We start from the raw sequence: 730 nt of genomic DNA, 5'->3' as shown, positions 1-730 counted from the left end.
CCGGTCCGGCGGCAAGGGCATCCGCAGTGGGCGCTTCCCTCTTGCACCCCCCTCCCCAATCCCTATAACGCGGACAATTTGCTGACATTCAGGGGGCTGCCGCCATGCCGAAACGTACCGACATCCAGTCGATCATGATCATTGGGGCGGGTCCGATCGTCATCGGACAGGCGTGCGAATTCGACTACTCCGGCGCGCAGGCCTGCAAGGCCCTGAAGGAAGAAGGCTACCGGGTCATTCTCGTCAACTCCAACCCGGCGACGATCATGACCGACCCGGGCCTTGCCGATGCCACCTATATCGAACCTATCACGCCCGAGATCGTCGCAAAGATCATCGAAAAGGAACGCCCCGACGCGCTGCTGCCCACGATGGGCGGACAGACCGGGCTCAACACCTCCCTCGCGCTGGAGGAGATGGGCGTTCTGGAAAAATTCGGCGTCGAGATGATCGGGGCCAAGCGGGAGGCCATCGAAATGGCCGAGGACCGCAAGCTGTTCCGCGAGGCGATGGACCGGCTGGGGATCGAAAACCCCCGCGCGACCATCGTCACCGCGCCCAAGACCGAAGCGGGCAAGAAAGACCTCGCCGCGGGCGTGCGCCTTGCCCTCGACGCGCTGGAAGACATCGGCCTGCCCGCCATCATTCGCCCCGCCTTCACCATGGGGGGCACCGGGGGCGGCGTCGCCTATAACCGCGACGATTACGAACACTACTGCCGGTCGGGCAT

The 730-nt window shown here is 64.4% G+C and carries 1 protein-coding gene; it reads left to right on the top strand.

Annotation, left to right across the window (positions count from 1 at the left end; translation table 11 throughout):
• Positions 1–104: 104 nt before the first annotated feature.
• Positions 105–730 (top strand): ATP-binding protein (locus A3764_RS16720; protein ID WP_443069389.1); only part of this gene is annotated, 626 nt, incomplete at its 3' end.

The sequence above is a fragment of the Sulfitobacter sp. HI0129 genome (assembly GCF_001635395.1).
In the GTDB taxonomy this organism is placed as follows: Bacteria; Pseudomonadota; Alphaproteobacteria; order Rhodobacterales; family Rhodobacteraceae; genus Sulfitobacter.
This window is presented reverse-complemented; position numbering and strand designations above follow the sequence as displayed.